Raw genomic sequence first — 24,956 nt, 5'->3', positions numbered from 1 at the left:
CCGGCCGTCGTCGCTTCGCCGGCCCCGGGGATCCCGGGTCGCCCCCCTCACAACCCCTCCGGCTCGACGAGTAGGAACCTTCTTGCCCGCTAAGCCCGCATTCGGCCAGGGAACCGCCCGGCCGAAGAGCCTCGGTTACCTGATGTTCGCCAGCCGCTGGCTCCAGGTTCCGCTCTACCTGGGGCTCATCGTGGCCCAGGCCGTGTACGTCTACCAGTTCGCGCTGGAGCTGTGGCACCTCATCGAGACCGTGTTCCTGCACGGTGACGCCCCGGTCTCCGGGGCTCCCTCGCCCGAGGTCGTGGTCATGCTCACGGTGCTGGCCCTCATCGACGTGGTGATGATCTCGAACCTGCTGATCATGGTGATCATCGGGGGTTACGAGACGTTCGTCTCGCGCATCGACCTCAACGACCACCCCGACGAGCCGGAGTGGCTCTCCCACGTCAACGCGAACGTGCTGAAGGTCAAGCTGGCCACGGCCATCATCGGGATCTCGTCGGTGCACCTGCTGCAGACGTTCATCCGGGCGCAGAGCACGCCCAACGACAAGATCATGTGGCAGACGCTGATCCATCTGGCGTTCGTGGCGTCGGCCGTGGGCCTCGCCTACATCGACCGGTTGCTGGCCACGTCACCGGCCGAGCACACGCGCTCCCACCTCTAACGAGTCCGGGGGCGGGGGCCGCCACGAGCGGGGACGGGCTCCTCCTCTTCCTCCTCCTCGTACTCGCCCTCTTCCTCCGGCTCCTCTTCCTCCTCCTCGCACTCGCCCTCCTCCTCTTCGGGCTCCTCGCCCTCTTCCTCCTCCTCTTCGGGCTCCTCGCCCTCTTCCTCGTACTCGCCCTCCTCCTCTCCGGGCTCCTGACCCTCCTCCTCTTCCTCTTCGCCCTCTTCGGGCTCCTCTTCCACCTCGGGCTCTTCCTCCTCGAAGCCCTCTTCCTCCTCGGGCTCCTCCGCGGCGGCGCGCTCCTCCTCCATCGCCGTCTCGTGATCCTTGACGACCTCGCCGTCGCGGATCTCGCCGCGCCAGCCGTCGCCCACGTCGTCGGGATGCAGGAGGAGGTGCGCCATCACATGCCGCCTGAAGTGCTTGAGCTCCAGCCGTGCGCGGCGTCCCTGGGCTCGCCACAGATTGCCGGTACGCTCGAACAGCCCCTGCGGGTGGTACTCCAGCACCACCAGGATGCGGGTGAGGTCGTCGGTGATCTCGTGGAAGGTCACCGCGCCGTCGACGAACCCCTTCGGGCCCTCGGACCTCCAGATGATCCGCTGGTCGGGGATCTGCTCGACGATGCGCGCCTTCCAGTGCCTGTGGGACCAGAAGACCTGGGCCTTCCACATCGAGTCCTGGTCCGACTCCCGCTTGACGTTCTCGACCTTCTTCATGAACGACGGGAAGTCCTCGTACTGGGTCCACTGGTTGTAGACCAGGCGGCGGGGAGCACCGACGTCGATCGTCTCGATGATGTTGGTGATCTTCCGGTTTCCCTTGTCGCCCTTGCCGGTGATCTTCTGCATGATGCTCTTGAGGCCGCCCTTGAGCCCGCCCTTCAGGCCGCCTGCGAGGCCGCCCTTGAGCCCGCCCTTGAGGGCTCCGCCGACCAGACCGCCGCCCCCGCCCTGGTCGTCGCCACCGGAGCCGGTCACCGCGCCGAGGAGGCTCGCCCCCTTGCCCCCGGCGTAGTCGGACAGGCGGCCGGTCAGCCCTTCGAGCTTGTCCTCGGCACGGGCGAGTGCCCGCCCGGCCGCGGCGTGCAGCAGGTTCTGCGCCTCCTGCTTGAGCCGGTCCGTGGGCAGGTTCTTGACGATCTCCTGACCGGCCTCCTTCGCGGCGCCGGCCACCGCTCGCGTGGTCCCCTTCGCGGCGCCGGCCAGCCCTCCAGCGGCTCCCGTCGCCGCGCCGGCCGCGCCTCCAGCGGCTCCCGTCGCCGCGCCGGCCGCGCCTCCAGCGGCTCCCGTCGCCGCGCCGGCCGCGCCTTCGCCGGCCTCCTTCGCCGCGCCGATCGCGCCTTCGCCGGCACCCTTCACCGCGCCGATCGCATCCCCGCCGGCACCCCTCGCCTCAGGGGCCGCCGATTCCTCCGTGCTGTTCGCCGCGGGGGTGGTCTGCTCGGCCGTGCCCTTCGCCGCCCCGGCCAGGCGCCTGCCTGCGCCGGTGGCCTTCCTGGCCGCTCCCGTCCCGGCCCGGCCCGCCGCCTGGGCCACTCTCCTGGCTCGCCCCGTCTCTGCCTCAGCCATGGCTGTTCCCCCTCACCGACCGGCGGGTCCGCCGCAGCATGCGGGGCCGCCGCTGGGTCCTTTCGGGCTCCTCCGATTCCTGAGCCGCTGATTCCGGCTCCCCGCCGGCGCCCTCGTCCTCGGCGGTGTCCTCGGTGGTGTCCTCGGCGGTGTCCTCGGTGGTGTCCTCCGGCCCCTCCTCAGGCCCTTTGCGAGGCCCTTCCTGAGGCTTGTCCGCCTGATCCGCCTGATCCGCCTCATCGCCGGGCTTCTTCCCCTGCGACCGCAGGGTCTCGGCGCGCTCGTGCAGCTTGTCGCTCAGGGAGTCGATCTGCCTGCCGGCCGCGGCCACCGCCGCCGCCTTGCCGACCTCCAGGAGATCGCCACGCAGGCGGTCGACGATCGGCGCCACGTCCGCGGAGGAGGTGAGGCCCTTGATCCCCTGCGCGAGCAGGCCACCGGCGCCCCCGCCCCCGCCTCCGCCCTTGCCACCGCGTGCTCGACCGGCCAGCCCCGCCGCGGCCAGCGCCGCGGCCATGCGCAGCTTACGTCGCCGGCCGAGGAAGTACCCGGCGAGCAGGGCAAGGGCAATGCGGCATTTGTTCGACATGGTCAGCGCTCCCGTTCCTTCAGCAGCTCTGACCGTCGCCTGCCCGCGTTCGGGCTAAGGACCCGAGGTAGGGAGAAAGATGGACATTTCTTATCAGAACGAGTACGGGTTGGCCGGCGCGACCTCGCGCCGCGGCCTGCGGCGCAGCACCCAGGCGGCCACCACGCCGCCGATGAGCCCGAACAGGTGCCCCTGCCACGAGATGCCCTGCTGGTTCGGCAGAAGGCCCGCCAGGATCCCCCAGTACGCGATGCCCACGCCGACGCCGATGACGATGTCGAGCAGGCTGCGGTTGAACAGGCCACGCGCCAGGATGTAACCGAAGTAGCCGAACACCAGCCCGCTCGCGCCGATCGTGAGGACGGCGGGGCTGGTCACCCAGGTGCCCAGGCCACCGATGAAGATGATCAGCACGGTGGCCCAGAGGAACTTGCGCACGTCACGCAGCCCGGCCAGGAAGCCCAGCACCAGCAGCGGCACGGAGTTGGCCATCAGATGGCCGAAGCCGCCGTGCAGGAAGGGCGCGAAGAGGATGCCCACCAGGCCGTCAGGATCCCAGCCGACGATGCCGAACTGGTAGTCGAGCGCACCGCCGACGAAGAAGTCGACGCCCTCGACCACCCACATGACCGCGACCATGCCGACCACGATGATCAGCGCGCTGAGAGCTCCGGAGAGGAGCGCTCCGGCACCGCGCCTGGCCGACCCGAACCTGGAACCCGAATAGTCGCTCATGCGCTCTCCCGGTAACTTGTCTCCTCTCTCTTTACCGTATCCAGGCAGAGCTATGCGCGCGCTGAAGGAGACCCCTCCCGTTCCTTGAGGAGGACGGGAGGGGGACGGTCATTCGCCCTTCCACCGGGGCGCGCGCTTCTCGGCGAAAGCGGCGGCGCCCTCCATGGCGTCCTTCGAGCCGAAGACCGGGTTGATGATCGCGCCCTGCTTCTCGAACATCTCCTCCAGCGACCAGTCCTGCGACTCGATGACCACCTTCTTGGTCGCGGCGAGCGCCAGCGGGGCGTTGGCGGCGATCTTCCTGGCCAGCTCCAGGGCGCCCTCCAGGGCCGCGCCGGGCTCGGTGATCCGGTTGACCAGGCCGAGCTCGTACAGGCGGGCGGCCTCGTAGTGGTCGCCGGTCAGGGCCATCTCCATGGCCACGTGGTACGGGATCCGCCGCGGCAGCCGCATGATCCCGCCCGCGCCGGCCACCAGCCCGCGCTTGGGCTCCGGCAGGCCGAACTTCGACTCCGACGAGGCCACGATGACGTCGCAGGCCAGCGCCAGCTCGAACCCGCCCGCCAGGGCGTACCCCTCGACGGCGGCCACCAGCGGCTTCTTCGGCGGCGCCTCGGTCAGCCCGCCGAACCCGCGGCCCTTGACCACCGGGAAGTCCCCGGACAGGAACCCCTTGAGGTCCATGCCCGCGGAGAACGTGCCACCGGCGCCGGTCAGCACGTAAGCGGAAATGTCGGGACGGGCGTCCAGCGTGTCCAGCGCCTCGGCGACGCCCCTCGCCACCGCCCCGTTGATGGCGTTGCGCGCCTTGGGACGGTTGATGGTGAGGATCGCCACGTTGCCGGACTCTTCGACGAGCACTTCGTCAGACACGGGACCTGCCTTACTTGGGCTGGAAGCGGATGCCGCCGTCGAAGCGGATGACCTCGGCGTTCATGTAGTCGTTCTCGACGAGCGACCTGACCAGGTGGGCGAACTCGTCGGCCCGGCCCATGCGCTTGGGGAAGACCACCGGCGCCACCAGCTTGGCCTTGAACTCCTCGGAGTTGGGCGAGAAGCCGTAGATGGGGGTGTCGATGATGCCGGGGCAGATCGTGTTCACCCGTACGCCGATGGCGGCCAGGTCGCGGGCGGCGGGCACGGTCATGCCCACGATGCCGCCCTTGGAGGCCGAGTAGGCGAGCTGGCCCGTCTGCCCCTCCAGCGCGGCCACGGACGCGGTGTTGATCACCACGCCGCGCTGCCCGTCGGCGTCGGCCGGCTCGGTCTTGGCGATGGCGGCCGCGGCGATGCGCATGAGGTTGAACGTGCCGATCAGGTTGACCTCGATGACCTTGCGGTAGGAGGCCGGGTTGTGCGGGTTGCCGTCACGGTTGACCGTGCGCTCGGCCCAGCCGATGCCGGCGCTGTTGACCACCACGCGCAGCGGCTTCCCGGTGGCCACGGCGGCGTCCACGGCCGCCTGCACCTGCTGGTCGTCGGAGACGTCCGTCTTGGCGAAGACGCCGCCGATCTCGTCGGCGACAGCCTTGCCGCGCTCCTCGTTGAGGTCGGCGACGACCACGGTGGCGCCGGCGCGGGCCAGCTCGCGGGCGGTGGCCTCACCGAGGCCGCTGGCGCCGCCGGAGATGATTGCTGCAGATCCGTTCACGTCCATAGCCGGACCCTAACCCGCAGACCGAATGAAGTTCTACTCGGGGGCGGTTAAAACTCGCCCACGGCGGTGTCCACGTCGGAGTACACCTTGATCCGCCGGTCCAGCCCGGTCGTGCGGAGGATGCGCGCCACCGGCGCCTGCGGCGCCGCCAGGGAGACGCCACCGCCCTCCCCCGTCGCCAGCCGCCAGGCCTCGATCAGCACCGACAGGCCGCTGGAGTCCATGAACGACAGTTGCTGCAGATCGAGCACGAGCCGCGCGCTGTCCTGCTTGATGGCGTCACGCACCTCGTCACGCAGGAACGGCGCGGTGAACAGGTCAAGCTCTCCCTCGACGGCCACCACCACGGCGTCGCCCAGGGCGTGTCGCGCAAGCCGCAGCTTCATGGGCCCCTCCTCGATGAGCCACTGTACTTCGACATCCCCGGATACCGGGCATGCACAAACTACGAAAAGTCGGATGCAGGAGAACAAGGCGGGCGTAAACGCGTACCAAATGCCCCGTCAAGAACCATGCTCCGGGTTTCTACCCATCTCGCCGCCGATGCCCTTACCTGGGAGGCCAGCTTGCCTCAAACGGCGGGGATCGCGAAGCCGTACGGGAGCTCCAGGCGGTGCCGGGCCAGCAGGTCGGCGTCGGCGAGCAGCTCGCGGGTGGGCCCGTCGGCGGCGATCACGCCGCCGGAGAGGATGAGCGAGCGCTCGCACAGCTCCAGCGCGTACGGCAGGTCGTGCGTGACCATGAGCACCGTCACGTCGAGGGAGCGCAGGATCTCGGCCAGCTCCCTGCGGGCGGCCGGGTCGAGGTTGGAGGAGGGCTCGTCGAGCACCAGGATCTCGGGCGCCATGGCCAGCACCGTCGCCACCGCCACCCGGCGCCGCTGCCCGAACGACAGGTGGTGCGGCGGCCGGTCGGCGGCGTCCAGCATGCCCACCCGGTCCAGCGCGTCCTTGACCACCCGGTCCAGCTCCTCGCCGCGCAGGCCCGCGTTGGCGGGGCCGAAGGCCACGTCGTCGCGGACCGTGGGCATGAAGAGCTGGTCGTCAGGGTCCTGGAAGACCAGGCCGACGCGCTGCCTGACCTCCTTGAGCGTGTCCTTGCGCACCGGCGTGCCGGCCACGGTGACACTGCCGTGCCCGGCGGTGAGAATGCCGTTGAGATGCATCACGAGCGTCGTCTTGCCGGCGCCGTTGGGGCCGAGCAGGGCCACGCGCTCGCCGCGGCCGATCGTCAGGTCCACCCCGAACAGCGCCTGGGTGCCGTCCGGATAGGCGTAGGCGAGCTGCCGGACCTCGAGAGAGTTCACCACGTTAGTCCCCAGATGGCGAGGGCGACGGCGGGCAGGGCGAGGGCGGTACCCCAGTGCGTCACGGACGCCGGCAGGTTCTGGATGACCGGCATCTGGCCTGAGTAGCCGCGGCTGAGCATGGCGAGGTGCACGCGTTCGCCCCGCTCGTACGAGCGGATGAACAGCGCCCCGGCCGACCGCGCGATCACCGGAACGTGCCGGAGATTTCGTGCTTCGAACCCGCGCGACTCCCTGGCCACCCGCATCCGCCGCATCTCGTCCACGATCACGTCCAGGTACCTGAGCATGAACATGGCGATCTGCACCAGCAGGCTCGGCAGCCGCAGCCGCTGCGCCCCCAGCAGGATGGCCCGCGGCTCCGTGGTGGCCGCCAGCAGGATGGACGCCACCACCCCCAGCGAGGCCTTGGCCAGGATGTTCCAGGCCGCCCAGAGGCCGGGCACGCTCAGCGAGAGCCCCAGCACCTCGGTCCGCTCCCCCAGCCCGACGACCGGGATGAGGAACGCGAACAGCACGAACGGCACCTCGATCACCATGCGCCGCAGCACGTACGTCCCCGGCACCCGGGCCGCCACCGCCACGCCGCCCAGCAGGACGGCGTACGCGGCGAACGCCCAGAACCGCTCGCGCGGCGTGGCCACCACCACGAGCGCGAACGCGAAGACCGCCAGCAGCTTGCACTGCGGCGGCAGCCGGTGCACGACCGACTCGCCCGGCAGGTAGAGCCGGTGGTGGTGCCCAGCGCCCACGAATCACACCTTGATCTTGTTACGGCCGCGCGCGGCCCAGGCCACGGCCCCGGTGATGAGCAACACCAGACCGACGCCGACGATCCCGGCCACGCCGACGGGAATCCCGCCCACCTCACCGTAGTCGGCCAGCGCCCACCCGCCGAACAGGTGGTCGGCCGCCTGGTCGATGAAGCCCTTGTCCTCGGCCACCGCCTCCAGCCCGTCGGGCGAGGAGGAGGCGAAGAAGGAGACGACCCCGGCCAGCACCAGCGTCACGCCGACCCCACCGAGCAGGAACGGCTTGAGCCCGCCGCCGGTGACCACCGGCCGCTCCTCGCCCACGACGGTGGTCGTGCCATCGGCGCCGCGCAGCTCCAGCGGCCTGGCCAGGCCGCGGGCGCCGTGCACCAGGTCGGGCCGCACGGCCAGCACGGCGCCGACGGTCATCGCGGTGATCAGGCCCTCCCCGATGCCGATCAGCAGGTGCACCCCGCCCATCGCGGCCGCCACCGTGCCGACCTCGATCGGCGCGGTGCCGCCGATCCAGAACAGCAGCGTGAACACCAGCGCGGAGGCCGGCACCGAGATCAGCGCGGCCAGGAACGCCGCCACCACGACCTTCCCCCTGGCCATGGTCGTGACCAGCCGGAAGACGCCCCAGCCGACGAGCACCGTGACGAGGCCCATGATCGTGATGTTGACGCCGAGCGCCGTCAGCCCGCCGTCGGCGAAGAACACGCCCTGCACCAGCAGGACCACGGCCATGCACAGCACTCCTGTGTACGGCCCGACGAGTATCGCGGCCAGCGCGCCGCCCAGCAGGTGGCCGCTGGTGCCGGCGGCGACGGGGAAGTTGAGCATCTGCACGGCGAAGATGAACGCCGCGACGAGCCCGGCCATGGGCGCGGTGCGGTCGTCGAGCTCGCGCCGGGCCCCGCGCAGGCAGACCGCGACGCCGGCGGCCGCGACGACGCCGGCCGAGATGGATGTCACCGCGTTGAAGAAGCCATCGGGTACGTGCACGGCTGCCTCCAGGAAGAGGATCCGAGAAGAGGACGGACAAACGGTCCTACTTTAGGACATCGTCTTGCACCTGCACATAGATGGCAATTACCGCAGAATTCTTTTGACCACGCTCTCCGCCGTCAGCCGCCGCACCACAGCGCTCAGCCGCCCCTTCCCCGAGGTCGCGTACGGCCGCACGCTCCTGAACAGGGCCGCCCCCCACCCGCGGCGCGGCCCGGCCACCGTATCGGTCTCGATCCTGAACCGCGCGGGCGGCCCGCCCAGATCGAGCTCCAGGTAGGCGTCCCAGGTGCCGGGCGTCAGCTTCCCGACCGCCGGCCGGGCCGCGAACCCGCCGCCGGGCAGCGCCATCACCCGCTCGGCGCGCTCGCGCCCGGTGCGCCGCTCCCGCCACACGAGCCGCTTGACCGCCGAGGTGGGCGGGGTGGTGCCGGCTACCGTGACCTCGCCGTCCATCAGCAGCCGGTGCGCGAGCGACCAGCGCATCCTGATCAGCCGCACCGTGCCGGGCACCGCGACCACGTGACCGCCCACGTCGATGCTGAGGTTCCCGTTGTCCCTGGTGAAGTAGGGCAGGGCCACGACGCCGCCGACCATCCGGGGCTGCGGCCTGCCGATGCCGCTGTCGCGGTCGGCCCCGAGCCTGCCGAGCCGGATCACGCCCTCGATCTCGACCGCGATCCGCAGGTCCCAGATGCCGGAGTCGAGCGTGCCGACGTCCACCCTGGCGGTGAACTCGCCGCCCTTCCTGTCGGCCGGCACCACCAGTTCCTTGTCCGGGTCGTGCCTGGCGCGCAGCACCACGGTCAGGCCGTCGTCCCTGGTGATCCCGGCGAGCCTGGCGGCGCCCGTCACCACCAGGTGCTCGCCGTCCCAGCGCAGCCCGGTCAGCCGGCGCCGCACGGTGGCGCTCTCGATGCGGGCCAGGCGCATGAGGCGGTCGAGGTCGTCCAGGGCGCCGGCCCGCTGCCGGTCCACGGTGTTGAGCCGCTCGTGGACGCCGGGGGTGTACCACTCCTCGCACAGGGCGGCGACCTCGCGCGCGATGTCCTTGCGCCGCACGTCGTCGCTGTCCAGGAACACGGCCCCGAGCTGGGTGAACACGTCCAGCCTGAAGTGCCTGCGCAGCAGGTGGTCGCGGAGCGGGCCGGGCTCGACGTGCCGGGCCATCAGCCGGATGGGCTCGCGGATCATGGCCAGCCAGGCCAGCGGGTCCCTGCTGCCGGGCTGCTGCATGATGCTGCTGCCGTCGGGCCTGGAGACGAGGTGGTAGCAGTCGTGGTCGGCCACCACGGAGACCGCCCGGGCGTGGCAGTAGGCGTGCACGGTGAAGAGGATGTCCTCCCCGACCAGCATGCCCTCGCCGAACCTGATGCGGTGGCGGACGAGCAGTTCCCTCCTGAACAGCTTGAAGCAGCTCAGGCTGTTGTAGACGTTGCTGTCGCCGAGCCCCACCCGGTCGGCGCTGCGCGCGAACATCGACACGGGCGCCCGCCTGCCGTGGCCCACGATCTTGCCGAGGACGATGTCGGTGTCGTTGCGGTCGGCCACCGCGACCATGCGTTCGAGCGCCTCGGGGCCGAGGTAGTCGTCGGCGTCGCAGAAGAAGACGTACCGGCCGGTGGCGTGCTCGATGCCGACGTTGCGCGGCCGGCCCGCGCCGCCGCTGGCCTCGATGTGCACGACCTTGACGGTGCCCGGGTGGTAGGCGGCGTAGAGGTCGAGGAGCTCGCCGCTGCCGTCGGTGGAGCCGTCGTCCACGACGACGATCTCCTTCTTCACCCGCTGGACGAGCGCGGAGGTGAGGCACCGGTCGAGGAAGTCCCGGCAGTTGTGGACGGGGATGACGACGCTGACGTCGACCGCGTCGTCATCGTCGCCTGCCCCGTGCATCTCCACCACTCCACAGTCACGTCTCGTCGTCATCCCGTCTCAGTATGTGACGAGCGCGGGTGTCCGCGGGGGCCGATCGCGACGTCTTCTTCTCACTGCTTTGCCGCCATTGGAGATTCACGGCATTCCACCGATAAGCTGCGGGATCTCCGCCAAATATCTCATTCAACCGGCACCGAATGAGTTTCAGGGAGGAGGATTTCCTCCCCGGGAGAGGATTTCTCTCCGCCGGGTTCATTACGTCACCACCGCGAGCCTCCGGTGATCCCGGAGCGAGAGTTGCGCGTCTACAGTTAGGCAACCTTGACCGGGAGGTGGCGGGAAATGGGATCTGATCTCCGCAGCGGAACGGCCGACGGCTCGGCCGTGCACACTGCTGAGTTCATCGTCTCCTCGGCGCGCCTGACGGAGCTGCACGAATGCTCCGCAGTGCTGCGCCGCACGAGGGCGCGGGCCGAAGAGATCGTGGACGAGGCTCGCGCGCTGCTGGCCGAGGCCGAACGACGCGGCGACAGCGCGCGCACGTACCTGCTGCGCAGCCAGCTCGAACAGGCACGCGAGAGGTACGGGCAGGTGCTGAACGCGTACCTGTTGTTGTCCCGCAGGATCAACGAGGAGCGGCAGGAGATCCTGCGGGCGCAGATGGACCGGGATCGGCTCCAGGGGTTGTCAGGAGTCGCCTGACAACGCTACCGTCAGGACATGCCTGACTGGAAAGAGAACCTCCATTGTTCCTTCTGTCATAAGAAGAGCGGGGACGTGAACAAGCTGATTGCCGGGCCGGGCGTACACATTTGTGACCAATGTGTCGGGCTGTGCACGGAAATCCTCGAACAGGAGCGGCTCGCCGCTTCCACCGAACCGCGACTTCCCGCATGGGAAACCATGACCGTCGAGCAAATACTCGAACATCTCCCGAAAATCGCCGCCGTACAGGCACAGGTGGACGACAACCTGCGCGACTGGGTGGCGCACCTCCGCTCCCGGGACGTCAGCTGGGAACGGGTCGGCGCCGCCCTCGGCATGACGAGGCAGTCCGCGTGGGAGCGTTTCAGGAGCGAAACCTGAGACGTTGTGAACCTCTGGGGCACCTGGGACGTCCTAAACTTTCAGGGAGGCCCGATCATGCACGTCCTGGACGATGTCGCGCCCGATCTCGAACGGCTCCGGCTGGAGCTGCTCCTGATCCAGGCGCTGCACGAAGAGGCGGAGCGGCTGGCCGCCGACTGAACGGGCTCCAGCTCCCCGGTGCACACCGGGGAGCTGGAGCAGGGGGCCACCTCACGCCGAGTCGCCCGCGAGGCTGAGCGTAAGATCCGAAGTCATGCTGCGATGCGCCGTGCTGGACGACTATCAGGATGTGGCCCTCGCCCTGGCCGACTGGTCCCGGGTGCGGGTGGAGAGCTTCCGCGAGCACTTCAGCCGCCAGGACGACCTCGTGGCCGCGATCCGCGACTGCGAGATCGTCGTCGCCATGCGGGAGCGCACGCCGTTCCCCGCCGAGCTGTTCGACCGGCTGCCAAACCTGCGCCTGCTCGTCACCACCGGCATGCGCAACGCCTCCATCGACCTGGCGGCGGCGCGGGAACACGGCGTCACGGTCTGCGGCACGGGCAGCATCGCCACGCCGCCGGTCGAGCTGACCTGGGCGCTCATCCTCGGCCTGACCCGCCACCTGGTGCCCGAGTCGGCGGCCATGCGCGCCGGCGGGCCCTGGCAGCACACGATCGGCGCGGACCTGCACGGCCGCACGCTCGGGCTCGTCGGACTGGGCAAGATCGGCGAGCGGGTGGCGGCGGTCGGGCGGGCGTTCGGCATGGACGTCGTGGCGTGGAGCGCGAACCTCACCGAGGAGCGGGCCGCCGCCGGCGGCGCGCGCCTGGCCCCCGACCTCGACGCGCTGCTGTCCGGCTCCGACATCGTCTCGATCCACGTCGTGCTCGGCGACCGGACGCGGGGGCTCATCGGCAAGCGGGAGCTGGCGCTGATGAAGCCCACGGCCTACCTGATCAACACGGCGCGGGCGGCGATCGTCGACCAGGACGCGCTGGCCGCGGCGCTGCGGGCGAGGCGGATCGCGGGGGCCGGGCTGGACGTGTTCGACCAGGAGCCGCTGCCCGAGGGGCACGAGTTCCGTACGCTGCCGAACGTGCTGGCCACGCCGCACCTCGGCTACGTGACGGAGCTGAACTACGGCACGTACTTCCGCGAGGCCGTCGAGGACATCGACGCCTTCATCGACGGCACCCCGATCCGCGTCCTGTCACCCTGATCCGGCGCCCTTCGCCCTCTTCACTCCGACTTCACTCCGACCCGGCCCCTTCCCCCCTGGCCACTCCGACCCGGCCCCTCGGCCTGTTCACTCCGACCGGGTCCTGGCCCGGAACGCGGCCGTCTTCACCCGGCCCTGGCAGGCCGTGGAGCAGAACCGGCGGGTGCCGTTGCGCGAGACGTCCACGTAGACGCGGTCGCAGTGCGGCGCCGTGCACACCCCCAGGCGATCGCTGAACTCGCTGCCCAGCACGATCGCCAGCCCCGTGGCGCAACTCGCCGCCCAGTCGCCCGCCATGGTGCCGCCGCGGCCGTGGAAGTGCAGGTGCCAGGGCTCGCCGTCGTGCCGTTCGAGCAGCGGCCTGGCGTGCGTCTCCTCCAGCAGCGCGTTCACCTCCGCCGCCGCGCTGTCGACGTCGCCATCCGCGACCGCGGCGAAGACCGTACGCAGGCGGGCGGCGACCCGCGCCAGCTCGGCCCCCTCGGCCTCGGTCACCTCGCGGTAGGAGGTGTAGACGGCACGCAGGCCGGCGGTGGCGGCGGCGCCTGCGTCCACCGGCTCGGGAAAGGGCCGCCCGCGCCGCTCACCCGGGGTCAGCTCGTTGACGAGCGACACCGCCACCCTCACCACGGCGTCCGTGTGACTGTTGTAGTCCAATTGACCAGTTACACCTTCATGTTCTACGTTGTGACTGTCCAAATCTTAGATGACAGTTACAGGGGGCGTTCATGCTTACTCACGATGCCGCGCAGGCGTGGATCGCGCGCTGGGACCACCAGCAGGAGGGCTACCTGCCCGACCGGGAGGCTCGCTTCACGGCCCTGATCGACGCGGTGGAGGCGCTGGGACGGCCCGATCCCGTGGTGGTCGACCTGGGTTGCGGCCCCGGGTCGTTGTCCGCGCGGCTGCTGGAGCGGCTGCCCGGAGCCACGGTGGTCGCGGTGGACGCCGACCCGCTGCTGCTGGGCCTGGGGCGGGCGGCCTACCCGCAGCTCACGTTCGTCCCGGCGGACCTGCGGACGAGCGGGTGGACCGGCCTGCTCGGCCTGGACGGCCGGCCGGTCGACGCGGCCGTCAGCACGACGGCGCTGCACTGGATCTCGGGCCCCGAGCTGAAGGGCGTGTACGCGGAGCTGGCCACCGTGCTGCGCCCCGGCGGGCTGCTGCTCAACGGCGACCACATGGACACCGAGGACACCACGCCCACGCTCTCGCGCCTGGAGCACGAGGTGCACCGGCTCGAGACCGAGCGGGTGTTCGGCCAGAACCCGCCGGAGGACTGGCGTTCCTGGTGGGACGCGATCGAGGCCGACCCCGACCTCGCCGCACTCAACGCGGCCAGGACGACGGCCGGCTCCGCCCACCGCGGCTCGGAGTCCCACCTGCTCTCGCACCACGTGGAGGCGCTGCGGGAGGCCGGCTTCACCGAGATCGGCACGCTCTGGCAGCGGGGCAACAACCGCCTGCTGTGCGCCGTACGGGGCTGAGCCCCCGCAGGGGTTCTGGCCCCGCCCTTCACCTCACCGGCGGCGGGCGGCAGAATGGCTCCATGCCGAGCTTCGAACGGCTGACGATCGCGGAGGCCAGAACCCTCACCCGCGCCGAGCTCCTGCCACGCATCGAGGAGGAGCAGAAGTACTGGTACGACCGCATCCACACCTGTGCGATGCGGCCCGGCGACGAGCAGGCGTTCAAGACCTTCAACGACATCGTGCACATCGCCGCCAACCCCCACCGCGCCATCTCCGACACCGACGCCCTCGCGGAGGGCAGGCCCTTCGACCGCGACTACTGGACCAAGCCCCTCGGCGAGCTGGGCGAGCTGTAGGTGTTCGGCGGGCGCCGCAACCAGGTGGCGTAGCGCCACAGCCACTCGACCGGCCCGAACCGGAAGCGCCGCAGCCACAGGCCGGACAGCACGCGCTGGGCGGCGAGAATGCCCGTGGCGACCAGCAGCACCGTCGCCTCGGACCACGTGGCGGGCGCGCCGCCGAGCAACGGGCTGACCAGCAGCACGAGCACGGTCGCGCTCAGGTAGTTGGTCAGCGCCATCCTGCCCAGGGGCGCGAAGACCGCCTCCAGCACGGGGCGGAGCGGCGTCCTGAGCAGGGCCAGCATCCCGCAGACGTACACTCCCGCGGTGAACAGCCCCGCGACGGCGAACGCGCTGTGCACCTGGTTGCTCTGCGCCCACGCCGCCGGCACCGCCAGCACCGTGAACACCAGCAGCGGCGGCCACCAGGTGATCCGCTCCATCCGCTCCGTCACCCCGTACCTGGTCAGCAGGGAGCCCACCAGGAACAGCCCGGGCACCAGCACGACCCCGTTGCTGCCGAGCACCAGCGGCGCCAACAGGAGGATCCCCGCCGACACGGCCACCGCCCAGCGGGGCAACCACGTGGACGGCAGCAGCACCACCAGGCCGACGACCGCGTAGATCGTCAGGATGTCGCCGCGCCAGAGGAGGAACATGTGCAGCAGGCCGATGGCCAGCAGCACCAGGAGGCGGCGCAGCAGCACCACGCGGGGGCGGCCGGTACGGTTCGCGGTGGTCTCCAGCATGAGGGAGAAGCCGACGCCGAAGAGCAGCGAGAAGATCGGGAAGAAGCGCTGGTCCACCAGGTAGCCCGGCCAGTCGGCTCCCACGGCGGTGTTCAGCACCCCGGCGTTCACGTTGGCGATCGGTCTGACGTTGGCCACGAGGATGCCGCAGAGCGCGAAGCCGCGCAGGACGTCGAGGGCGGCGATGCGGGGTCGATGGGACATGGACCCATCCTTGGGACCCGCCGCACAGCCGGGATGAGCCGCGAGCAGGGTTGCGGCAGTACTTTCGGCTGATTCAGCCGCTGACCACCGGGATACGGGGCGCGCCTTCACGGCGTCCGGGCCTCGTGGACCGCGCGGGCGGCCTCCACTGGCAAGAGCGCCGCCCGCTCACCCCGCCCTGACCAGCAGCCGCCACGGCCGGTAGGCGAACGCGTCGTCGTTCCACCGCACCGCCGCCAGGTCCTCCCGCGCGCGCAGCCCCGGCACCCGGGTCACCAGCGCGCGGAACGCCTCCTGCAGCTCCATCCTGGCCAGGTTCGCGCCGATGCAGAAATGCGGCCCGTGGCCGAAGGTCAGGTGCGAGCTGGGCACGTCACGGGCGAACCTGCGCACGTCGAACCGCATCGGGTCCGCGAACACCGACGGGTCGTGGTTGGCGGCCGACAGGTTGGGCAGCACGACCGTGCCCGCCGGGATGCCGCCGCCGGAGATCTCGACGTTCTCGGTGATCCTGCGCAGCATGCCGGGCGCGCCGGGCCCCTCGTGCCGCAGGATCTCCTCGACCGCCGGCTCCACCAGCTCCGGGTGCGCCACGAGCTCGGCGTACTGGCCGGGATGGCACAGCAGCCGGAAGGTTCCCCGGATGATCATCATGGCCGTGGTCTCGTACCCGGCCAGGATCAACGTGGAGACCATGCTGGTCAGCTCGGCCTCGCTGAGCCTGTCGCCCTCGTCCCGCGCCGCGATGAGCAGGTCGATCAGGTCGTCGCCCGGCTCGGCCCGGTGCTGGGCGATCAGCTCGGCGGCGTAGGCCATGAACGCGGCGTACCCCTCGGCCCTGGCCTCGGCGCTCGTGTCCGAGGTGGACAGGAACATGTCGGTCCACCCGCGTACCTGGTCGAAGCGGTCCATCGGCACGCCGAGCAGCTCGCAGATCACCCGCGCGGGCAGCAGCAGCGCGAAGTCCGCCGCCAGGTCGAACTCCTCGCCTGCCGCGTCGAGCAGCTCGCCGGCGATGGCGGCGACGCGCGGCCGCCAGCGCTCGGCCTGCCTGGGGGTGAACGCGCCGTGCATGATGCGGCGGTAGCGGGTGTGCTCCGGCGGGTCCTGGTTGTTCAGCGCCGCCGGGTCGTCGTCCAGCGCCCTGCCGCTGACCATCCTGGGCAGGCCGGGCTCGCGCAGGTTCCGGCTGCCGGCGGGGGAGGCCAGCAGGCCGCGTACGTCCGCGTACCGGACGATCATGGGGATGCGGTCGCCGCTCGGCATCGTGGCCGGCTCCATCGGCGCCTCGGCGAGCCGGCGGGCCAGGTCGGGCGAGGGGGTGCCGTACGGGCCCGGGGGCAGATCGGGCCAGGCCCCCTTGCTGCTGGGCTGCTCAGTCATGGCCGCCTCCTCCTCCGGAACGTACGCAAGGGCCATGGGGCGGTCAAGGCGGCTCCCGGAAAACATGACACACGCTGTCGGCTTTTCGCTCTAGCGTCTTCGGCATGAGCAACGACTTGAAGGGCAAGGTCGCCCTGGTGGCCGGGGGCACGCGGGGCGCCGGCCGCGGCATCGCCGTCGAGCTGGGCGCCGCCGGGGCCACCGTGTACGTGACCGGCCGCACCAGCGGCGAGAGCAGATCCGAGTACAACCGTCCCGAGACCATCGAGGAGACGGCCGCGCTGGTGGACGAGGCGGGCGGCGAAGGCATCCCCGTCCAGGTCGACCATCTGGAACGGGACCAGGTCAAGGCCCTGGTGGACCGCATCGCGCGCGACCACGGCCGATTGGACGTGCTCGTCAACGACATCTGGGGCGGGGAGCTGCTGGCCCAGTGGGAGAAGCCGCTGTGGGAGCACGACCTCGACGCCGGGCTGCGCCTGCTCCGGCTCGCCATCGACACGCACATCATCACCAGCCACTACGCGCTGCCCCTGCTGATCAAGCGCCCGGGCGGGCTCGTGGTGGAGATGACCGACGGGACCAAGGAGTACAACGACGACAACTACCGCGTCTCGTTCTTCTACGACCACGCCAAGAGCGCCGTGATCAGGCTCGGCTTCGCCCAGGCGCGCGAGCTGCGGCAGTACGGGTGCACGGCCGTGACGCTGACGCCCGGCTGGCTCAGGTCCGAGCTGATGCTGGAGCACTTCGGGGTGACCGAGGCGAACTGGCGCGACGCCACCGCCCGCGAGCCGCACTTCGTGATCTCCGAGACGCCCCGTTACGTCGGCCGCGCGGTCGCCGCCCTGGCCACGGACGCGGACGTGATGCGCTGGAGCGGGCAGTCGCTGTCCAGCGGGCAGCTCGCCCGCGAGTACGGCTTCACGGACGTGGACGGCTCACAGCCCGACTGCTGGCGTTACCTGGTGGAGGTCCAGGACCCCGGCAGGCCCGCGGACGCGACCGGCTACCGCTGACCTCACGCAGACCCGCGGCGGAGACCGGCCACCGCTGACCTCACGCAGGCCCGCGGACGCGACCTGCCGCCGCTGACCTCACCCAGACCCGCGGACGCGGCCGGCCACCACTCCCGGAGGGGAATCCTGGCGCCCTTCCCGCCGCACAAGCTCCACGTACCGCTGGACGGACTCGCGCGAGCTTCGTGGCGGCGGGAATGGTGATGTCCGAATTCCGCTGTAGATCACGACCGACCCGGCACTATATCTGGTAGAAAGACGACGCCCACCCCACCGAGGAGACCCCTTTCCATGACCGCCACCGCCAAGGCCGACCTGCTCCGCTCGCTGCAGACCGATTCGGTGCTGCTCCTGCCCAACGCCTGGGACGCCGCCAGCGCCGCGGTGATCGCCGCAGCCGGAGCCCCCGCGATCGCCACCACCAGCGCCGGCCTGTCCTGGAGCCTGGGGCGTCCGGACGGCCAGGCGCTCAGCCGCGCCGACGCGATCGACGCCGTCGCCCGCATCGCGGCCGCGGTCGACGTCCCGGTCACCGCCGACATCGAGGGCGGCTACGACGACCTGACGGCCACCGTCACCGGCGTGGTCGCCGCCGGCGCGGTCGGCGTCAACCTGGAGGACTCCCAGGCCCCCGGCGGCCCGCTTCACACGATCGAGGAGCAGTCGGCCCGCATCCGGCAGGCGCGCACCGCCGCCACCCAGGCGGGCCTGCCCGGGTTGGTCCTCAACGCCCGAACCGACGTCATCCTGTTCGGCCTCGGCGACCTGGACCAGGCCATCGCCCGCACGCTCGCCTACGCGGAGGCCGGCGCCGACAGCATCTTCGTCCCCGGCCTGCTCGACCTGGCCGCGCTACGCACCCTCTGCGACGCCTCTCCCATCCCGGTCAACGCCATGGCCATGGCCGGCGGCCCCGACGTGGCCGCCCTCGCCGGGGCCGGCGTCCGCAGGATCAGCCTCGGCTCGGCCGTCGCCCAGGCCGCCTACACCACGGCCCGGCAGGTCACCCTCGAACTCCTTGGCAAGGGCACCCTGGACTCCCTGGACGGCACCTTCGACTACGGCGAGCTCAACGGGCTGCTGGTGGCGCGGAACCGACCCTGATCACCGCTGCCCCCTGCCACACGCACCACCGCAGCAAGCGGAGGCGCCGGCGCGTCCGTCCGTGAGAGGATCGCACCGTGTCAGGACCCGTCCGCCGCCTGCTGATCGTGCATCACACCGCCTCCCCGACGTTGCAGGAGCTCTTCGAGTCGGTACGGCAGGGCGCCACCACGGACGAGGTCGAAGGCGTCGAGGTGGTCGCCCGTGCCGCGCTGCGCGCCACCGCCGTCGACGTGTTCGAGGCCGACGGCGTCATCCTCGGCACGCCGGTCAACATCGGCTACATGAGCGGAGCGCTCAAGCACTTCTTCGACACCATCTACTACCCCTGCCTCGAGGAGACCCGGCGCCTGCCGTACGCGCTGTACGTGCACGGCAACAGCGACACGACCGGCGCGGTCCGCGCGGTGGAGTCGATCACCACCGGCCTCGGCTGGCAGCGCGCCCACCCGCCGGTGACAGTGACGGGCACGCCGGGCAAGGACGACCTGGCGGCCTGCTGGGAACTCGGCGCCACGATCGCCGCGACGATCAGCCCTGACTGACCGTCGCGGCGCCGATCAGCCCCGGCTGACCGCGCCGTCGTCCCTGTCTGGATCGTCCTCGTCCGTGTACGGCGAGGCGGACTTGGGCACGCTCCCGCACACCTCGGGCTGCTTCTCGGGGGCGTGGTCGTCGTCGAGAGTCCCGCAGTAGAGCACCGGGATGCCTTGGCGGCCTGGTCTCATGACGGCGATCACCTTGTCGTGCGGCTCGTGACGAGCGCCGCGGAAGTCGATCAGCCCGCTCGTCCCCTCCCACGCGCCGCGGAGGCTGGTGCCCTTCAGCCGCTGCTTGATCTCACCCCGGCTGGGCAGCTCGTCCTCGCGTACCTCCTCGGCCGTCTCCGGCTCGAAGGCGTCGCTGATCGCCTGGTACACCAGGCTGATCGCATCGTAGGTCAGGATGAGATTGTCATCCGACATGTCGGTGAGCCGGCCGCCCAGCAGGTGATTCGCGAATTTCGTACGAGGCGGCTGTTTGCCGGCCCCCCTGCCGAACTCCCACAACCAGCGGCCTGCCAGCCCCAGGTAGTAGACCTCGACCTGCTTCATCGCGGCTATCGCCGCGCCGTGGTTCGGCATCACCCTGGCCACGTCGTCGGCCGCGATCACCTTCACCCGGCCGCATCTCCTGCCCTCCACGGCTGTGAGGAAATCGACGAAGTCCACCGCCCGGCCGGCGTAGAAGATCACGTCGGGTCTCCGGCCGCAGGCCCCGGCGGCGGCGGGAGGCAGCCCGCCGTGCGCGGAGTACGGCAGCTCGTCCACGACGCGGAAGACCGTGTGTGCCTCGTCCAGCGCGGCCTTGAAGCCGTCGGCCAGGTTGCCGGTGTAGTGATCCTTGCTCGTTCTGTCCTTGACGATGACGGCATCGATCTTCTTACCGTTGTCGGACGTGGCGACCCGCTTGCCGTCCCTGAACAGCCACTTGGCGAAGCTCACGCCCAGCCGGGCCTCGCGATGGCTGGTCGGCCCCACGTGGAAGTAGTACTGGGAGGGGTTGCCGGACGAGGCGATCGTCCCCATCCCGTCCGCGGTCGCGGTGCTCGACACCATCGGGATCTTCGCCTTGTGCAGCACCTGGATCGCCTCGCTGATGCCGCGGAGACTGCGCGGGAGACCGACCACCCCCATGAGCTTGCGATTGTCCTCGGCCATGGCGGCGATCTGTTCCGCCGCCTCACGTGCCCGGCTGAAGTCGTCGCCTCCGTTGGCGACCAGGATGCGCAGCCGCGGCGAGCTGTGGATGTTGCTCTGCACGTACTCGGCCGCCGCCAGCTCCGACAGCCCGCTCACGACGCGAGGGTCGTCCGGATCGACGTTCCACGGCGAGTACTCGCCGAACAGCACCACGTCGACGTAGTTTCCCGACTTCTCGGCCTGCTCGTTCTTCTTGTCGATCTTTGTGAGCCATGCCCGGACGTCGCGGTTGAAGAGCCGCCCGTAGTTGAGCCGCTCCCAGTTGAGGACGCCGACGCACTCCCCTCCCTTCATCTGCGCCCAGTGCCGGCCACCGCAGCCGTCCCACCACGCGAAACCGCCCCACCCGGGAAGCACCAGCAGGACCGCCATGACCACCGACCAGTAACCCACGGCGCGCGAGCGCCGAGGACGCCGGGGCTGGAACGCGGTGAGCTCCGGCGGCCCCGGGACCTCGATGCTCAGGCGGAGATCGGGCACCCGCCGCCCGGCCTCGGTCCGCCACTGCCTCACCGCCTCGGAAACCCGGCCGAGGCTCATCGGAGCGCGCGGAGGCCGGGGAGCGACCTCGGGCACGCTCGCCACCACGACCAGGGGAGGCAGCAACCCCGTCTCCCCGGTGGTCTCCTCCATGAGCCGCAGGAACCTGGCGCGCACGCCGCGAGGGTCGTTGATCTTCAGGACGAGCAGTCCGTAACACTCGCGCCCCCAGTTCGGCCAGGGCAGGAGGCGCTTCTTGTAGGCCTCGCGCAGATCCCGCAACAGCGCGTGCACCAGCAGCCGCTCGACCTCGGCGGCCTCCGCGTTCGCCACGCGCAACGCGTAGTGCGGCAACCGTTCGAAGCGCCTCCGGGTGAGGTACGGCTGCCTGCGGAAGGAGCGGTAGAAGAGCGAACCGGTGATCGACATCAGGCCCTGGAACACGGTGCCGATCAGCATCACCGCGAGGCCGACCGCCCAGGGCACGAGGGCCACGAGGTTGTCCCACGGGATGAGCTCGGTCTTCGTACCGGCCAGCCAGATCGCCAGCGTGCCGACGGGCACCCACGCCACCGCCGCCCGCGCCGCGAAGTCGGCCGAGGTCCTGGTGCGGTGCTCGCTGCCGTACTTGCTGCGCTGCCAGCGCCTGAACTGGTGCTTGAACTCCCCGTATCCGGCATTCGTCCGGAAGCGCGGCGGCCAGTCCCCTTCGAAGCCCTCCGGCCGGCCGTGGCACTGCTCCCGCGCCCAGATCACGAACTGGGCCAGCGGAAAGCGCGGCGGCGGCAGCAGCGACCCGTTCACCGGCTTGCCCATCTCCGCGGCCAGCGCCTCGACCAGCTTCAGCAGCTCCCGATGCGGGTCGTCCTCCGCGCCCTCGCCGTTGCCCGCATCCTCCGCGCGGGCGAACGGCACGCCGTTCTGGAACGCTCCAACCAACGCTTCGACGGCGACGGACGCGTACGAGCCGCCCGTGACGTACACGAGGGGAAGCGGCGGATCGGCACGCCAGAACGCAGGCCGGCGAATCAGCTGCTCCACAACGCTGCGCAGGTCGCTCACCCGAAACCTCACTTTCCGAGGTGCTCTTGGGGCGACTCATCCTTTCTCAAGATCTGCACCCGCGTCCGGTGGTTCCCACGTCCGAGTCAAGATGCTGTCAAGAACCGTGCGAGGAGACGCCGTCCCACGTCAGACCCTCCTCGACCGCCCCTCTACTGATCCGCCACCTCGGCGTGCTCCGCCAAAGGCACGAATCCCCCACGCGCCCCTCCACTCGCGGCCACCGTGCCCCAGTCATGCGCCTGCTCATGCGAGCCCACAGCCACCACAACAGCACCGCCGGCCCGATCCACCGCCCTCAACCACGCAAAACGCTCTTCAACCTCATCCGGAGAGACGAGCCCGTCGACGAGGAACCCGGCATCACCCGGCCCGTCCACGACCGAGACGGCAAGACCCGTGAGAAGCCGCCAGCCGACGCACACCGACGGCTCACCCGACCGGAGCTCGAACGCGGGAAGCTGCTCGACGGACGCGGCCGAGACGAGGGCCAGCGCCGGCACGGGACCGTTGAGGTGGATCGCATTCTCGCGGGAGACTCGGGATGGCATTCGGCGAGTATGCCACTCCACCGGCCCCCTGACCTCCTGTTCGCCCCGGGAGGGGCGGAGACGTGGTGGCGGGCTTCGTCGCCGCCGACGATCGGTTCGCGGCGGTGACCGCCCCACCCATCAACGGCGAGTACGGAAGCGAACGATCGTCGCGACCCCGGCCCGGTCGCTGTTCATGCCTCGGTGAGAGCGTCGGCTGAACCCGCAGGCGTCACCCGCCTGGACTCGCTGAACCAGCGCCCAGCCGAGGACAGGAGGAGCGGGACGATGACGACCAACGTGAGCAGGCGAGAGCCCAGCACCGCATCCCAGGTGACAGTGGAGAAGAGAACCAGGTCGAGAACGGTGACGCCGATCTGCAGCAGGTGCACGCTGATGATCGCCCAGCGTACGTACTTTCGGCGGCTCGACCAGCGGCCCAGCAGCCACCCGAGAAGTGCGACCGTGCCCGCGACGTAGACCAGCACGGGCAGGATGCCTGCGTCGAAGGTGGAAAAGAAGCCTGCCAGCGTGATCGCCAGGGCTACCAGGCCGAAAGCCACTTCCAGCGTGATGATGAACTGAACCGCCTTGAGGTGCCCGGCATCCGGTGTGCCTTGACGGTGTTCGTCACAGCCCCATTCTGATGGACAGGGCTGGTCGGGCGACAGAGCGCATTCTTCACCTCAGTTCTGCCCCATTCGAAGATGCGGCGAGGTAGCCGGACGGGACCGCCCCGCCAGCTGCCCTCGACGTCCATCCATTCGCGGCCCTGCGATCCTGCCGCACTCGCGGATCTCCGTGACAAAGGCAGCTCCCACGAGGCTGTCATTGGCAGCCCAGAACAGGAAATCGCTCCTCAACAGCAACAAGAGCGTCCACGAGCGGCGGGATGTCTGTCTGGTCCAAGCCTTCCATCACGAAGTGAAGGGTGTTCCCCATCCCAGGCTCATCAGCCAAAGTCCCGGAGATCGACAGAGAGCCTGTAGGACGGCATTCGATGGTCAGCTCGATCCAGTCCTCCATGGAGGACTGGATCGAGCTGCCCTTGATCCCCGCGTAGACGCCTTCCAAAGCCACTCGGAAGTCGCGGAGTTCATCGATCCGAAGCCCCGCGTTGATTCTGGCCGTGAACCCGCCAACCTTCACATGGATGGGAGAGGTCAGCCAATTTCCATCCCAGAAATCGGTAGAGCCAGGATGCATGCGGCTGTGAACCTGGATAAGTACATGGTCGGAGTCCCTTCCCCGGCCGACAACGATCTCCGCGGGATCCATGCGGTCATCCTCCCTGAAAGGCATCCGGCCTTCCACAGGTGCACCTTGCGTTCCGGCTCATCACCAGGCCCTTCCGCCTGCACCCCGGTTTCCGAAGCCGCCGGCTGAGGCTCGGAACCATGAGGCTTCAGACCCACCCGGCTCAGTTCGTGATCGCACATACGGATTGGCAACCTGCGGGAACGTGGGGCGCCGGTCGCCGCGGTGCTGATCAGCGACCTGGCAGCAGCCCTGCCGATCGCCGCGGTGCTTGGACGTGACCGGGACGACAGCACCGGCTGAAAGGTCCCGATGAGCGATCCCCGCCGTAGGAATGGGCGTGTCCGTCGCCTGGTTGCCGAAGTCAGCGCCGGTGACTCTGTAGCGTCGATCTCACTTGGCTCATGGAGGGGCGATGCCGGAGAACGAGCGGATCCGCGATGCGCTGACCGACGCCATCAACGAGCACACCCTGGAAGGGATCCTGCGGCTCTACGGCCCGCAGGCGGTCCTCGTGGCGCCGGGAGGCGTGGCCGAGGGACGCGATCAGATCGCCACCTACTACGAGTATATGTTTGAAGGCTTCCCAGATGTCCATGCCACGCTCTGGAGAAAGATCACATCCGGAAGCGTGAGCTTGCAGGAGTGGACGCTGGCCGGCACCCACCTCGGCCCCTTCCTCATCCCCGGCGGTGGCACGCTCGATGCGACCGGCCAAGGCGTCGTGGTGCGCGCGTGCAGCACGGTCACCATGGACGACAACGTCATAGCCAGCCATCAGTTCTACTTTGACCAGCTGGAGCTGTTCGCGACCCTCGGGGTCCGGTTGAAGCCCGAAAGACCCGAAGCTTGAGCAACACCAGAACGGCGTCGCGCGGTCATCAACCAGGTGCTGGGTAGCCCCGGCCTCGGGGAGAAACACGCCGTCGCGGCGCCACGCCAGCATCTCGGCTACGGTTGGCTCGCGCTCGTCGCTCACCTCGTCCTCCATGATCCCCTGATCTGTGCGTTGACCGGTCTGCTCGCTGGTCTGAGCTTGACGTTTAACCCTTCCTGTTCTGGTGCTCGGCGAGCGTTTCGGCGCGTTTGGTGGTCTTGCCCACGTCGTGGTGACGGGCGGGAGCCCGGTTCTTCGAGCCTGGAGGCCTGCCGGGACCGGG

27 protein-coding genes are annotated in these 24,956 nt (G+C 70.0%); 10 read left to right on the top strand and 17 right to left on the bottom strand.

The window, feature by feature from the left end; all coding sequences use genetic code 11:
- Positions 1–82: 82 nt before the first annotated feature.
- Complete coding sequence (locus ACBJ32_RS51385; RefSeq protein ID WP_375133140.1) at positions 83–667, top strand: TIGR00645 family protein; 585 nt, start codon at positions 83–85, stop codon at positions 665–667.
- On the opposite strand, the gene ACBJ32_RS51380 is transcribed toward ACBJ32_RS51385, so the two are convergent.
- The 10 genes from ACBJ32_RS51380 to ACBJ32_RS51335 form a co-directional block, all read right to left on the bottom strand.
- Complete coding sequence (locus tag ACBJ32_RS51380) at positions 664–2,241, bottom strand: SRPBCC family protein (RefSeq protein ID WP_375133139.1); 1,578 nt, start codon at positions 2,239–2,241, stop codon at positions 664–666. The two genes, ACBJ32_RS51385 and ACBJ32_RS51380, sit on opposite strands and share 4 nt — an antisense overlap.
- Positions 2,234–2,830 carry a hypothetical protein gene (locus ACBJ32_RS51375; RefSeq protein ID WP_375133138.1) on the bottom strand — a complete coding sequence of 199 codons (597 nt, stop codon included), beginning with the start codon at positions 2,828–2,830 and terminating at the stop codon, positions 2,234–2,236. Before ACBJ32_RS51375 ends, ACBJ32_RS51380 begins: the two co-directional genes overlap by 8 nt.
- Before the next feature lie 93 nt (positions 2,831–2,923).
- Positions 2,924–3,565: a rhomboid family intramembrane serine protease gene (locus tag ACBJ32_RS51370; RefSeq protein WP_357892978.1), complete on the bottom strand. Its 642-nt coding sequence runs from the start codon at positions 3,563–3,565 to the stop codon at positions 2,924–2,926.
- A 108-nt stretch (positions 3,566–3,673) separates the two neighbouring features.
- Entirely contained in the window at positions 3,674–4,438 is a 765-nt protein-coding gene (locus ACBJ32_RS51365) for a crotonase/enoyl-CoA hydratase family protein (RefSeq protein WP_357892980.1), read from the bottom strand.
- 10 nt (positions 4,439–4,448) lie between these two features.
- Positions 4,449–5,222 (bottom strand): SDR family NAD(P)-dependent oxidoreductase, encoded by a 774-nt coding sequence (locus tag ACBJ32_RS51360; protein ID WP_357892982.1) that lies wholly within the window; start codon positions 5,220–5,222, stop codon positions 4,449–4,451.
- A 47-nt stretch (positions 5,223–5,269) separates the two neighbouring features.
- The gene (locus ACBJ32_RS51355) at positions 5,270–5,608 is read right to left on the bottom strand and encodes an STAS domain-containing protein (protein ID WP_080043295.1); all 339 of its coding nucleotides are present in this window, start codon (positions 5,606–5,608) and stop codon (positions 5,270–5,272) included.
- 185 nt (positions 5,609–5,793) lie between these two features.
- Complete coding sequence (locus ACBJ32_RS51350) at positions 5,794–6,531, bottom strand: energy-coupling factor ABC transporter ATP-binding protein (protein ID WP_375133137.1); 738 nt, start codon at positions 6,529–6,531, stop codon at positions 5,794–5,796.
- Positions 6,525–7,280, bottom strand: a complete 756-nt coding sequence (gene cbiQ / locus ACBJ32_RS51345; RefSeq protein ID WP_375133136.1) for a cobalt ECF transporter T component CbiQ — start codon at positions 7,278–7,280, stop codon at positions 6,525–6,527. The genes ACBJ32_RS51350 and cbiQ overlap by 7 nt, the downstream gene beginning before the upstream one ends.
- Before the next feature lie 3 nt (positions 7,281–7,283).
- Entirely contained in the window at positions 7,284–8,285 is a 1,002-nt protein-coding gene (locus ACBJ32_RS51340) for an energy-coupling factor ABC transporter permease (protein WP_375133135.1), read from the bottom strand.
- An 87-nt stretch (positions 8,286–8,372) separates the two neighbouring features.
- Entirely contained in the window at positions 8,373–10,214 is a 1,842-nt protein-coding gene (locus tag ACBJ32_RS51335; protein WP_375133134.1) for a glycosyltransferase family 2 protein, read from the bottom strand.
- Positions 10,215–10,505: 291 nt separating this feature from the next.
- Here ACBJ32_RS51335 and ACBJ32_RS51330 point away from each other — a divergent pair, with 291 nt between their 5' ends.
- The 3 genes from ACBJ32_RS51330 (at position 10,506) to ACBJ32_RS51320 (ending at position 12,453) form a co-directional block, all read left to right on the top strand.
- Positions 10,506–10,865, top strand: a complete 360-nt coding sequence (locus ACBJ32_RS51330) for a hypothetical protein (RefSeq protein WP_375133133.1) — start codon at positions 10,506–10,508, stop codon at positions 10,863–10,865.
- 18 nt (positions 10,866–10,883) lie between these two features.
- On the top strand, positions 10,884–11,249 hold the full coding sequence (locus ACBJ32_RS51325) for a ClpX C4-type zinc finger protein (RefSeq protein WP_375133132.1): 366 nt from the start codon (positions 10,884–10,886) through the stop codon (positions 11,247–11,249).
- A gap of 256 nt (positions 11,250–11,505) precedes the next feature.
- Positions 11,506–12,453 carry a D-2-hydroxyacid dehydrogenase family protein gene (locus ACBJ32_RS51320; protein ID WP_375133131.1) on the top strand — a complete coding sequence of 316 codons (948 nt, stop codon included), beginning with the start codon at positions 11,506–11,508 and terminating at the stop codon, positions 12,451–12,453.
- Positions 12,454–12,540: 87 nt separating this feature from the next.
- Here ACBJ32_RS51320 and ACBJ32_RS51315 read toward each other — a convergent pair whose 3' ends face one another.
- Positions 12,541–13,110, bottom strand: a complete 570-nt coding sequence (locus ACBJ32_RS51315; RefSeq protein ID WP_375133130.1) for a CGNR zinc finger domain-containing protein — start codon at positions 13,108–13,110, stop codon at positions 12,541–12,543.
- 71 nt (positions 13,111–13,181) lie between these two features.
- On the opposite strand from ACBJ32_RS51315, the gene ACBJ32_RS51310 reads away from it, so the two are divergent.
- Both ACBJ32_RS51310 and ACBJ32_RS51305 read left to right on the top strand, forming a co-directional pair.
- Positions 13,182–13,940 (top strand): class I SAM-dependent methyltransferase, encoded by a 759-nt coding sequence (locus ACBJ32_RS51310; RefSeq protein ID WP_375133129.1) that lies wholly within the window; start codon positions 13,182–13,184, stop codon positions 13,938–13,940.
- Between the two features lie 62 nt (positions 13,941–14,002).
- Positions 14,003–14,281, top strand: coding sequence for a hypothetical protein (locus ACBJ32_RS51305; RefSeq protein ID WP_375133128.1), 279 nt, complete (start codon positions 14,003–14,005; stop codon positions 14,279–14,281).
- Here the strand turns inward: ACBJ32_RS51305 and ACBJ32_RS51300 are convergent.
- On the bottom strand, positions 14,242–15,219 hold the full coding sequence (locus ACBJ32_RS51300; RefSeq protein WP_375133127.1) for a DUF418 domain-containing protein: 978 nt from the start codon (positions 15,217–15,219) through the stop codon (positions 14,242–14,244). The two genes, ACBJ32_RS51305 and ACBJ32_RS51300, sit on opposite strands and share 40 nt — an antisense overlap.
- A 168-nt stretch (positions 15,220–15,387) precedes the next feature.
- Positions 15,388–16,602 (bottom strand): cytochrome P450, encoded by a 1,215-nt coding sequence (locus ACBJ32_RS51295; protein ID WP_375133126.1) that lies wholly within the window; start codon positions 16,600–16,602, stop codon positions 15,388–15,390.
- Positions 16,603–16,706: 104 nt separating this feature from the next.
- Here ACBJ32_RS51295 and ACBJ32_RS51290 point away from each other — a divergent pair, with 104 nt between their 5' ends.
- The 3 genes from ACBJ32_RS51290 to ACBJ32_RS51280 all read left to right on the top strand — a co-directional run bounded on the left by ACBJ32_RS51290 (position 16,707) and on the right by ACBJ32_RS51280 (position 19,270).
- Positions 16,707–17,621, top strand: coding sequence for an SDR family oxidoreductase (locus tag ACBJ32_RS51290; protein WP_375133125.1), 915 nt, complete (start codon positions 16,707–16,709; stop codon positions 17,619–17,621).
- Positions 17,622–17,912: 291 nt separating this feature from the next.
- On the top strand, positions 17,913–18,725 hold the full coding sequence (locus ACBJ32_RS51285) for an isocitrate lyase/phosphoenolpyruvate mutase family protein (RefSeq protein WP_375133124.1): 813 nt from the start codon (positions 17,913–17,915) through the stop codon (positions 18,723–18,725).
- A gap of 77 nt (positions 18,726–18,802) precedes the next feature.
- Positions 18,803–19,270, top strand: a complete 468-nt coding sequence (locus ACBJ32_RS51280; RefSeq protein WP_375133123.1) for a flavodoxin family protein — start codon at positions 18,803–18,805, stop codon at positions 19,268–19,270.
- A 15-nt stretch (positions 19,271–19,285) separates the two neighbouring features.
- On the opposite strand, the gene ACBJ32_RS51275 is transcribed toward ACBJ32_RS51280, so the two are convergent.
- From ACBJ32_RS51275 to ACBJ32_RS51260, 4 genes are all read right to left on the bottom strand, one after another.
- Complete coding sequence (locus tag ACBJ32_RS51275) at positions 19,286–22,009, bottom strand: ABC transporter substrate-binding protein (protein ID WP_375133122.1); 2,724 nt, start codon at positions 22,007–22,009, stop codon at positions 19,286–19,288.
- A gap of 152 nt (positions 22,010–22,161) precedes the next feature.
- Positions 22,162–22,560: a hypothetical protein gene (locus ACBJ32_RS51270; RefSeq protein ID WP_375133121.1), complete on the bottom strand. Its 399-nt coding sequence runs from the start codon at positions 22,558–22,560 to the stop codon at positions 22,162–22,164.
- Positions 22,561–22,733: 173 nt separating this feature from the next.
- Positions 22,734–23,102, bottom strand: coding sequence for a hypothetical protein (locus ACBJ32_RS51265; RefSeq protein WP_375133120.1), 369 nt, complete (start codon positions 23,100–23,102; stop codon positions 22,734–22,736).
- Positions 23,103–23,367: 265 nt separating this feature from the next.
- On the bottom strand, positions 23,368–23,817 hold the full coding sequence (locus ACBJ32_RS51260) for a hypothetical protein (protein ID WP_375133119.1): 450 nt from the start codon (positions 23,815–23,817) through the stop codon (positions 23,368–23,370).
- Between the two features lie 394 nt (positions 23,818–24,211).
- Between ACBJ32_RS51260 and ACBJ32_RS51255 the strand changes: the two genes are divergently transcribed.
- The gene (locus tag ACBJ32_RS51255; protein ID WP_375133118.1) at positions 24,212–24,649 is read left to right on the top strand and encodes an ester cyclase; all 438 of its coding nucleotides are present in this window, start codon (positions 24,212–24,214) and stop codon (positions 24,647–24,649) included.
- The last annotated feature ends 307 nt before the right edge of the window (positions 24,650–24,956 follow it).

The organism is Nonomuraea sp. GTA35 (assembly GCF_041950525.1).
GTDB lineage: Bacteria > Actinomycetota > Actinomycetes > Streptosporangiales > Streptosporangiaceae > Nonomuraea.
The sequence above is the reverse complement of the archived record's forward strand: the minus strand, read 5'-3'. Positions and strand labels throughout refer to the sequence as shown.